This is a genomic window from Kiritimatiella glycovorans (assembly GCF_001017655.1).
GTDB classification, from domain to species: domain Bacteria; phylum Verrucomicrobiota; class Kiritimatiellia; order Kiritimatiellales; family Kiritimatiellaceae; genus Kiritimatiella; species Kiritimatiella glycovorans.
The window spans coordinates 784,574-794,699 of the sequence record NZ_CP010904.1 but is presented as its reverse complement, the minus strand read 5'-3'; the positions used below and the strand labels follow the sequence as shown (position 1 = coordinate 794,699).

Here is a 10,126-nt window from a genome sequence, read left to right as displayed (position 1 = left end):
ACGGCAATTCCGCTGCGCTCCATTGCCGCCGGTGAGCTTAGTCGATCTGAGCCCGGCACAATTCGAGGAGCTTGTTGGTCAACTGCTGGCGGAGATGGGCTTTGAAAGCATCGAGGTGACCAAGTACGGCGGCGATGGCGGCATCGATGTCCGGGGCACGTTGCTGATCAGCGATGTGGTCCGCATAAAGATGGCTGTTCAGGCCAAACGCTGGAAAGGCAATATCCAGAGCCCGACCGTTCAACAGGTTCGCGGCAGCCTTGGTGCGCATGAACAGGGACTGATCATTACCACTAGCGACTTCAGCACCGGAACCATCAAGGAGGCCAATCAACCGGACAAAACGCCCGTGGGCCTCATGAATGGTGAACAGCTGGTCACACTTCTGATGGAATACAACATAGGTGTCCGCCGCATGTCACACGACCTTTTCGAGCTGGAGGAACTGCCGATTGCGCAGCGACAATTACACTTCCCCAGTGACGACAATTAGACTTCCCCACTAACCGGGGGTGCTGGAGGCTCTCTTTTTGGAAAGAAAGGAGGGCCGATGGTCACCCCGGACCGGAAAGTGAGGAAGCTGATGGAAGAATACGAAAGGACAGGGAACGTGTCCAAGGCTGCGTTGCGGGCCGATCTGGACCGTAAGACGGCGCAGAAGTACCTGAGGTGCGGGAAACTGCCCTCAGAGATGCCGGTTGAGCGCAGGTGGCGTACCCGGGAGGACCCGTTCGCGGAGGACTGGGAAGAGTGCCGACTGATGTTCGAGGGCTGCCCGGAGCTGGAGGCCAAGACGGTGTTCGAGTGGCTGTGCCGGGAGCGGGCGGGTAAGTATCAGGAGGGTCAACTGCGGACGTTTCAGCGGCGGGTACGTGAATGGCGAGCGCTTTCGGGGCCCGAGCAGGAGGTGTACTTCGCGCAGGAGCACCGGCCGGGCGTGCGGATGTCCACAGACTTCACGCACATGGACCGGCTGGGGATCACGATCGCCGGGGAACCGTTCGACCACCAGTTGTGTCACAACGTGCTGACCTACTCGAACTGGGAATGGGCCAGCATCTGCCATAGCGAAAGCCTGGTGGCGCTGCGTACGGGGATTCAGAACGCGCTGACGCGGCTGGGCCGTGTGCCGGCGGAGCACTGGATGGATCATTCGAGCGCAGCGACCCACCGGCCGGCGGAGGCCAGCGGAGAACCGCGGGCGTACAACCGCGCCTACCTGGAGCTGATGGATCACTTCGAGATGGTTCCCCGTCTGATCCAAGTGGACAGTCCCCATGAGAACGGGGATGTGGAGTCGCTGAACGGCGCCCTGAAGCGTCGGATCGAGCAACACCTGTTGTTGCGCGGGTCGCGGGACTTCGCCAGCCGGGCGGCGTATGAGCAGTTCCTTCATGGCGTGCTTCAGCGGGTGAACGAGACGCGGCGCGTCCGCCTGGCCGAAGAGTTCAAACACATGCGGGCGCTCGACGTGGACCGGCTGCCGGAATACACGGAGTATCGGTGCGTTGTACGCAGTTGGGGCACTATCAACGTGAAGCGCCGGATCTACTCGGTACCCAGCCGGCTGATCGGGTACACGGTGACGGTGCATCGCTACGCGGAACACATCGAGGTGTTCTACGGGGGCGTGCGCCAGCTCACTGCGCCATGGCTGCGGGATGAACACGCGCACCACATCAACTATCGCCATGTGATCGGTTCATTGGTGCGCAAGCCCGGGGCGTTCCGGAACTACCGGTTCCGTGCTGACCTGTTTCCGTCCTCCGCGTTCCAGTGGGCGTACGAGACACTGTGCGCGGCGGTCAACGATCGGACTGCGGAACGGGAATACCTGCAGATCCTCAAGCACGCGGCCACCACGATGGAATGTGAGGTGGAAGCGGCACTGTGCGGCTTGCGCGACCGCGGGGAGATCCCGCGCCTGGACGTGGTGCTTTCGGCGTGTCCGCGTCCGATGCCGACGTTGTCGGAGCATGCGCCGTTGCCGGTGGATCTGGCCGCCTATGACGAACTGCTGGCGCCGGAGGAGGTGTGCGCATGACCACGCCCGCCTCTCTGGCCATGACATTGCGTGCCCTCCGGTTGCCGGACGTGTTGAACGAATACGAGCGACTGGCTGCGGAGGCCACGCAGGAACAGTGGACGTACGAGCGCTACCTGGCCGCGGTGATGGAGAGCGAACTGCATGCGCGGGGCGAACGGCGCACGCAGCGGCTGCTGAAACGCTCCGGCCTGCCCGACGGCAAGTCGCTGGACACGCTGAACCTGAAGCTGCTTCCGACCAAGGTGCAGCGTCAGATCCCGGCGCTGGTGGACGGCGGTTTCGTCGAACGGGCCGAGAACGTCCTGGCGTTCGGCTTACCCGGACGCGGCAAGACGCATCTGCTGACCGCGATCGGGCGCGAACTGGTGCTGCGACACGGCACGACGGTGTTGTTTACCACGGCGTTCCACCTGGTGCAGAAGCTACTCACCGCCAAGCGCGACTTGGCGATCGAAGCGCTGCTGAAGAAGCTCGACCGCTTCGAGGTGGTCATCCTCGATGACATCGGTTACGTGCAGCAGAGCCGTGAGGAAATGGAGGTGTTGTTCACCTTCCTGTCCGAGAGATACGAGCGGCGCAGCCTGATGATCTCATCCAACTTGGTCTTCAGTGAGTGGGACAAGATCTTCAAGGACCCGATGACTACTGCGGCGGCCATTGATCGGGTGGTGCATCATTCCACTATCCTGGAACTCAACGGCGAAAGTTACCGCGCCCGGAAGGCGGGCGAACGGAATCGAAAACGATGAAAATCGCAATTGTGAGAATCGCGCACCCCCCATGGGGGGTGCCCCTGCGGGGTGGGAGGGGGAAGGCTCGGGCCTATCGGCCCATCGCCCTCAAACCCCGGAAACCCGGGGCCCACCAGCCCCGTCAACATGGGGAAGTGTAGTTGTCGCCGACGGGGCCATGTAGTTGTCGTTGACGAGCCGATCGCTGAACAAGAGAATAAAGAGATTTTTAATGCAGGAGATGATTTATGACCGATAAACCAGAAGGAGCCGGATCAAGAGCATGTTGGTTTGTTGGAGCTACTTACGGCTCTGATGATCAAACAAGCAGATTTCTCAATGACGGGATCTGGGAAAATGGATACCAAGACAAGTATCTTGACCAAGTGAAATCTATCCAGACCGGTGACCGAATTGCGATCATATCCTCTTATACTCGAAAGCGAGACCTTTCATTCGACAATCGTGGGCAAAGCGTTTCTGTCATGGGCATCAAGGCTATCGGAGTTGTAAAAAAGAATCATGGTGACGGTCGGACCTTGGATGTTGAATGGACCCCTTTCGACCCGCCAAGAGAATGGTACTTCTATACAAATCGAAGCACCGTATGGCGCGTTTTGCCCGGGGACTGGACTACGGATGCCTTAATCGGTTTTACATTCGAAGAAAAACCTCAGGATATCAGCCGGTTCAGGAATGCACCATATTGGCGTGAGCGTTTTGGAGACACCTCTGTAGATAAAAAACGCTTTCTCTGGACCCGTTTTTATGAAGCCATCGCAGACAAGCTTCTCTTATACAGGGATAAGCGAGACGAGCTCATAAAAGGCATACATTCAATTGCATCAAAAGTCGAAGGCTTATCCAATCTGCAGGACCAGTTTCAAGATGGCTCAACAGGCCCTCTGAAGGATATCTGTCCATTTACAGCTATGGGGATATTCAATCGGGGCATTACCGATGTGAACAGGAAAAATATTGCTACTGAATTGGCAACTTTTCTTGGTGTTGAAGAAGTTGTGCCGGACTCATTTGAAGGAATTCCCATACTCAACAACCAGAACTCTTGGTTCTTTGGATTTGATAACAAAAGAAAGTCCGACGACATCGATGCGCTATGGGAGATATTTGCCCGGGCAATCACCTTTTCAGATTCTGACGATTCTGATGTCAGAGCTGGTTTCATTTCAGCCTATGATAGTGCAACCGAGAGATTCGGTGTCGGCTGGAATTTGACAATGGGGTTGTACTGGATTCGTCCATGGAATTTCCCGACTCTTGATGGGCAGTCTCAAAGGTATATCAGCAAGATACTGAATATCATAATCGGGCTTAATGGCCCCATAGGTCGCTGTAATACAAACGATTATTTAGCGGTACTGGATACATTAAAAACACGGTTTCAGGAAGAGGCTTATCCGGTTCACTCCTTTCCAGAGCTTTCCCTTGCTGCTTGGCTTTTCAAGGATGGCGGAACATCGGCACACCCCAATGCCACTGATACAGATGTTCAAAGTGACGAGCCGGGTAGCGAGCCAGAAGAAGAAGTTACCATTGCTCCAATTGAACCGTATTCAGTCGATAATATTATTTCGGACGGTTGTTTTATCGAACGAGTGAAGCTTGAAAGGATTCTGGAGCGGCTCCGAACAAAGAAAAATCTCATTCTGCAAGGCCCTCCCGGGACAGGGAAAACTTGGCTTGCAAAGAGATTGGCGCTTGCTCTTATCGGGCAAAAGAATGATAGCAAGGTTCGAGCAGTTCAGTTTCATCCCAATCTTTCATACGAAGATTTTGTACGGGGTTGGCGTCCATCTGGTGATGGCAAATTGACTTTAGTCGATGGCCCATTTGTCGAAATGATCAGGGCCGCCGAAAATGAACCCAGTACAAGGCACGTCATTGTAATCGAAGAAATCAATCGAGGTAATCCTGCACAGATATTTGGTGAGATGCTGACTTTGTGGGAGGTCGACAAGCGAACTCCAAACGAGGCGTTAGAGCTTTCATACCGTCGTGAAGATGATGAGCGAGTGTTTATTCCAGATAACCTTTATGTGATTGGAACAATGAATATTGCTGACAGGTCGCTTGCTCTTGTCGACTTAGCACTGCGGAGAAGGTTTGCATTTATCGATTTGAAACCAGCACTTGGAAACACGTGGAAAGACTGGGTAGCAACTCAATGTGGAATAGCCACAGACATACTTGATGACATTGAAAGCAAATTATTGTCTCTAAATACAGAGATTACATCTGATTCCAGCTTGGGCGAACAGTTCAGCATTGGGCACAGTTATGTCACGCCTCCGTTGGTATTCCTATCAAGGATGCGCGGGAATGGTTCCGACAAGTAGTAGATACAGAAATTGGACCTCTCTTGGATGAGTACTGGTTCGATTCTCTTGATAAAGCCCAGAAGGCAAGAGAACGACTTTTTTGAGGGTTTCTAAAAAATGAGCACTGTTGCAGCCACATTGCCGAAGCCAAATACCGCTCTCAAAGAGTCTGGTTACATAGGAAGAATTCCTGTCCGGAATCTTTGGCTGCTTATGCTCTATGCATCTGACCTTTTTCGTCAGCTGGATGAAGTTTCACAGGTTGCTGTTGAAGATAATCCTGATGACATACCCGACTTGGTTGCAGAAATTTTATCCACACAGGTTGAACAGCGAATCAAGCGAAACTTAAGCTTTGGATACCAGACACGCGAGACAACTCTGAATCGTGTTCGTGGCCGAATAGATTTACTGAAGACTGAACACCATAGGCTTCTTGATAAAGGTAAGGTGTTTTGCCGCTTTGATGAGTTGACCGTTGATACGCCTCGCAATCGCTTCGTGCGGTCAGCATTAGAAGAAATTTCAAAGTTGGTGAAACGCCAATCTCTGGGGCACAGGTGTAGGTCTATTGCGAACAGTTTAAGACGTATGGGGGTGGTCGGAGAAAAACCGGGACACGCAGAGGTTTCGATAGACCGTTTTGGAAGGCACGATGCAATCGACCGGAAAATGGTTGCTGCAGCTCACCTTGCGTTTAACCTGGCATTACCAACCGAATCTGCCGGAACAAAATATTTATCGTTACCAGACCGTGAAATTACTTGGATTCGGAAACTCTATGAAAAAGGAATTGCCGGTTTTTATGATGTTACTTTATCCGGTCAGGGGTGGCGTATCGAAGCTGGAAAATCTATCGGATGGGCCGTAGAACAGAAAAGTTCTGGCATCGACAAGATTTTCCCCTCAATGCGTACTGACATTACCTTGAACCATGAAATTTCAGGTAGGCGGGTCATCATTGATACCAAATTTAATTCGATTGTAACCAAAGGGTGGTACAGGGATGAAACGTTGCGCAGTGGATATATATACCAGATTTATACTTATTTGAGGTCTCAGGAAGGGCTGGGAGATCCTCTCGCGGACAAAGCCACTGGAATTTTACTACACCCTTCGATTGGTAGCATGCTTAATGAATCAGTTTCGATCCAAGGACATGAAATTCGGTTTGCTACGGTAGATTTGAGTGCCGAAACAAAAATGATACGGCACCAATTGTGGCAGGTTTTGGAGGCCAGTCATGAAGATTGATCGAGCCCAAGGATGCCTGCTGGGCCAGCTTGCCGGTGATGCGCTGGGAAGTCTGGTTGAGTTTCAGTCCCCGGAGGAGATCCGGCGCAGCTACCCTGATGGTGTCCGAGAGCTGGCAGATGGCGGCACATGGAATACCATTGCTGGTCAACCGACGGATGATTCCGAGATGGCTCTGCTCCTTGCCCGGATGCTGGTGAAAACAGGCTCGTATGATTCAGGGGCAACTGTCAAAAAATATTTGACAGTTTGTCAGGTGGGGACCCGTGAATTCAAAAATTCTTTGGATTATTGCTGCTTGAATATGCTGGGAGGGCAGCCTAATGACTGATTCCCGCAAACAAAAACTGTTCAACCTTAGTGCAGAAACCCTCGCTGAGGCGCTCCTGAATCTTGCAGTACATTCCGACGAGGCCGACGACCTGATTGAACAGTTAATTGCCACGCCTAAGGAGAATGTGCAGAGATTCACGAAGAAACTTTCCAGCTTGAAACATTCGAGGCGTTTTATCGATTGGCGGGGTGCAGCCAGTTTCTCACGGGAACTGGAAATGCTACTGCAGGATTTAAAATCCGGCGTGGATGATCCGCTCACAGGCGTTGAGCTCGTTGCGGCGTTTTATGAAGCCGACAGCACCATTTTTGAGATGTGTGACGACTCCAGTGGGAACATCGGTGATGTGTTCCGTTATGACGCCAAAGAGCTGTTTGTGGACTATGCCTCCCGCTGCACCGAAAAAGAAAAGATTGCGGACATCATTCTGAAGGTGAATCAGAAGGATAATTACGGCATCCGTGATACCTTGATCGATTGTGCTGGTGAGTGCCTGCCTGAAGGGGCTATCCGCACTATGATCGCCACGCTTCAGAAGTGGGCCGACAAAGAAAAGGATGAATACGGCAAACGCCACCATTTGAGATCAATCGAATCATTAGCCCGACAGATCAAGGATGCACAGCTGTTTGAAAAGACCCGCATTGCTTCGTGGGGAAAGCTAAATTCTGCAGCAATTATCGATATTGCTCGTGTTTATCTGGAAAGCGGTGATGTTGAAACCGCCCATTTATGGCTGAAGAAAATCCCGGAAGGCGAAACCTTTCAGGCTTACGAACGGGATAAGCTGCTTGAGGATATCTACCATAAGCAGGGAGATTCTGAAAAACTGACGGAGCTCCTGTTTCAGAAATTCAAATCCTATCATTCCACGGACACCCTACAGACGCTTCTGGATGTCATTGGCCATGACAAGCGTGATGAAGTCGTTGCCGATGAGGTTGAACAGATTCTGAAAGCCGACAGACTTCGGGAGTCGGATGCGGAATTTCTGATAGCCGTTGGGAGAATAGATGAAGCCGAAGATTATCTCCTAAAACGTGCGGACCAGCTTGATGGCAATCATTACGGTAGTCTGCTTTCTCTTGCGGAGGCCATGGAATCGGAAAACCGGCATCTCGCTGCCAGCCTGATGTACCGCAGTTTGTTGGTCTCCATTCTGGATCGTGGCTACACCAAAGCCTATCCCCATGGAATCCGGTATCTGAAGAAGTTAGACAAGCTGGCGGCAGGCATTTCCGACTGGAAAGAATTTAACCCCCACGAAGCTTTCAAAAAGCAGATCATTGAGGGACATGGTCGCAAGCGAAGCTTCTGGTCAAAATACGAGGTAAAGAAATGAATGAACGATTTTATCTGCTGAAAATACAACTGCTTGATATCGAACCGGCCATCTGGCGTCGCTTTGTTGTGCCAGCCAGCATTACGCTGGACCGGCTTCACGATGTGATTCAGATTGTCATGGGCTGGACCGACAGCCATCTGCACGAATTTACCATTGGAAAAAAACGCTATACCGAATACCCGGAATCCAAAGAAGACGGACTGGTATGCGGGAAATACCGGCTCGGAGATCTGATCAAGCAGAACGGTCGCACATTCAGTTACCTGTACGACTTCGGTGACAGCTGGGAACACGAACTTGTTCTTGAGGAAAGCCGCTATTTTAATCCAGAGCTGAGAACGGAGCTGGCCTGCCTTGAAGGCGAACGAGCCTGCCCACCTGAAGATGTGGGTGGCGTGCCCGGCTACCTTGAGTTTTGCAAGGCTCTTGATAACCCAGATCATGAAGAGCATGAAAGTTACATGGAGTGGTCCGGTGGCGATTTTAACAGCGAGCGGTTTGATTCCGAATCTGTAAACTGGGAATTGTTGAAATACCTCCGCTGGTCCCGGGACAGGTATCAAAACTGGGGAGGTGTGGAATGAAAAAAGATAAAGACAAACAGCTTCAGAAGGCTGGAAAAAAAGAGACATCAATTGTCCGCTCTTCGGCGGCGGAATACCTGACCTTTGTTGCAGCAAGCGGCCAAGGCGGCGTTGAGGCGGTTTACGCTGATGAAAATATCTGGCTGACCCAGAAAATGATGGGCGTGCTTTATGACGTGGAAACGCATACGGTTAATTACCACCTTAAAAAGGTGTTTTCCGATAGCGAGCTCGAAGAAGATTCAGTTATTCGAAATTTTCGAATAACTGCCGCTGATGGCAAAAACTACAATACCAAGCACTATAACCTCTCTGCCATCATCGCGGTCGGTTACAAGGTCAACTCCGAGCGTGCCGTTCAGTTCCGCAAGTGGGCGACCACAATCATCAAGGAGTACACTATCAAAGCCTATGTGATGGATGATGAACGCATAAAAAGCGGCGGTTCCATCCTGACGGACCAATATTTTGAAGAGCAGCTGGAGCGGATTAGGGAAATACGCCTGAGTGAACGCAAGTTTTACCAGAAGATTACCGACATTTACGCGACATCCATCGACTATGATGTGACAGCGCAGGCAACCAAGCGCTTCTTTGCCACGGTTCAAAACAAGCTGCATTGTGCTATTCACGGCCAGACAACTGCCGAAGTGATCGTCGACCGAGCAGACCACCAAAAGCAAAACATGGGATTGACGACTTGGAAAGACGCCCCGAAGGGTAAAATCCAGAAGTTCGACGTCAGTGTTGCCAAGAATTACTTGACCGAAAATGAAATGGTACAACTGACCCGGCTGGTGAATGCCTATCTGGATGTGGCTGAAGATATGGCCATGCGCAAGATGCCGATGACTATGCAGGACTGGGAAACACGGTTGAACAAATTCATCGAAGCCACCGATCGGGAGATCCTTCAGGATGCAGGAAAAGTAACCGCAGAAATTGCCAAAGCTCACGCCGAAAGCGAATTTGAAAAATACCGGATTGTTCAGGATCGGCTCTTTGAAAGTGACTTCGATCGGCTGTTGAAGCAACTGGACCACAAGGGCAAGGAATGACGCGCTCAACTTTGCGGCAGGTTTACGATAAAACTTGTGACACAGATTCATTCAGACATGGTTTGCAAAACACACCGTCAGGTATTCAATCGGGAATCGAACCCACGTCCGTTCTCTGTTTCGGGAAAATGTAGAGAATTAAATTTCTCTCGGAGTCCGGCAGGCTGAAGGGATTTGATGTGTGGTAAGGTGTTGAATAGACAGGGTTTGAGGATGTGTTTTTATTTGGAGAACGAATTGGGGTAAGGCTCCGTGTCCTCCACTTTTTGCATGGTTCTGTCTCTGCGGGACAGCCCCCGGCCTATCATGGCCGGCGGATCGCTGTGCCGCATGAGTTGGACATCCCCCTATGCGGGCTTGCTCGGCGGCGTCGCGCTCTTTATAATCCGCCGCATCCCGGAGGTGGCGATGAATCGTTCTTGTGTGCTCGGCTG

At 51.8% G+C, this 10,126-nt stretch carries 8 protein-coding genes and 1 pseudogene; all 9 read left to right on the top strand.

The window, feature by feature from the left end; all coding sequences use genetic code 11:
• The first annotated feature begins 31 nt into the window (after positions 1–31).
• The 9 genes and pseudogenes from L21SP4_RS03325 to L21SP4_RS03295 all read left to right on the top strand — a co-directional run bounded on the left by L21SP4_RS03325 (position 32) and on the right by L21SP4_RS03295 (position 9,692).
• Positions 32–493, top strand: a complete 462-nt coding sequence (locus tag L21SP4_RS03325; protein WP_236682503.1) for a restriction endonuclease — start codon at positions 32–34, stop codon at positions 491–493.
• A gap of 90 nt (positions 494–583) precedes the next feature.
• Positions 584–2,044: an IS21 family transposase gene (gene istA / locus L21SP4_RS03320; RefSeq protein WP_160300627.1), complete on the top strand. Its 1,461-nt coding sequence runs from the start codon at positions 584–586 to the stop codon at positions 2,042–2,044.
• The gene (istB, locus tag L21SP4_RS03315; RefSeq protein WP_052881065.1) at positions 2,041–2,796 is read left to right on the top strand and encodes an IS21-like element helper ATPase IstB; all 756 of its coding nucleotides are present in this window, start codon (positions 2,041–2,043) and stop codon (positions 2,794–2,796) included. Before istA ends, istB begins: the two co-directional genes overlap by 4 nt.
• Positions 2,797–3,026: 230 nt before the next feature.
• Entirely contained in the window at positions 3,027–5,135 is a 2,109-nt protein-coding gene (locus tag L21SP4_RS12305; protein WP_082116493.1) for an McrB family protein, read from the top strand.
• Positions 5,136–5,234: 99 nt separating this feature from the next.
• Complete coding sequence (mcrC, locus tag L21SP4_RS12300) at positions 5,235–6,371, top strand: 5-methylcytosine-specific restriction endonuclease system specificity protein McrC (RefSeq protein ID WP_074041377.1); 1,137 nt, start codon at positions 5,235–5,237, stop codon at positions 6,369–6,371.
• Positions 6,361–6,612, top strand: a pseudogene (locus tag L21SP4_RS03310) (ADP-ribosylglycohydrolase family protein); the annotation flags it as partial. The gene mcrC and the pseudogene L21SP4_RS03310, both read left to right, overlap by 11 nt.
• A gap of 82 nt (positions 6,613–6,694) precedes the next feature.
• A complete protein-coding gene (locus L21SP4_RS03305) occupies positions 6,695–8,047 on the top strand; it encodes a tetratricopeptide repeat protein (protein ID WP_052881327.1) in 1,353 nt (450 codons plus the stop codon).
• Positions 8,044–8,634 carry a plasmid pRiA4b ORF-3 family protein gene (locus tag L21SP4_RS03300; protein ID WP_052881326.1) on the top strand — a complete coding sequence of 197 codons (591 nt, stop codon included), beginning with the start codon at positions 8,044–8,046 and terminating at the stop codon, positions 8,632–8,634. Before L21SP4_RS03305 ends, L21SP4_RS03300 begins: the two co-directional genes overlap by 4 nt.
• Positions 8,631–9,692: a virulence RhuM family protein gene (locus L21SP4_RS03295; protein WP_052881325.1), complete on the top strand. Its 1,062-nt coding sequence runs from the start codon at positions 8,631–8,633 to the stop codon at positions 9,690–9,692. Before L21SP4_RS03300 ends, L21SP4_RS03295 begins: the two co-directional genes overlap by 4 nt.
• The last annotated feature ends 434 nt before the right edge of the window (positions 9,693–10,126 follow it).

Excerpts from the sequence above, each read along its gene's own strand:
- L21SP4_RS12305 (WP_082116493.1), top strand. The coding sequence starts at position 3,027 with ATGACCGATAAACCAGAAGGAGCCGGATCAAGAGCATGTTGGTTTGTT.
- L21SP4_RS03295 (WP_052881325.1), top strand. The coding sequence starts at position 8,631 with ATGAAAAAAGATAAAGACAAACAGCTTCAGAAGGCTGGAAAAAAAGAG.
- mcrC (WP_074041377.1), top strand. The coding sequence starts at position 5,235 with ATGAGCACTGTTGCAGCCACATTGCCGAAGCCAAATACCGCTCTCAAA.
- L21SP4_RS03300 (WP_052881326.1), top strand. The coding sequence starts at position 8,044 with ATGAATGAACGATTTTATCTGCTGAAAATACAACTGCTTGATATCGAA.
- istA (WP_160300627.1), top strand. The coding sequence starts at position 584 with ATGGAAGAATACGAAAGGACAGGGAACGTGTCCAAGGCTGCGTTGCGG.
- L21SP4_RS03305 (WP_052881327.1), top strand. The coding sequence starts at position 6,695 with ATGACTGATTCCCGCAAACAAAAACTGTTCAACCTTAGTGCAGAAACC.
- istB (WP_052881065.1), top strand. The coding sequence starts at position 2,041 with ATGACCACGCCCGCCTCTCTGGCCATGACATTGCGTGCCCTCCGGTTG.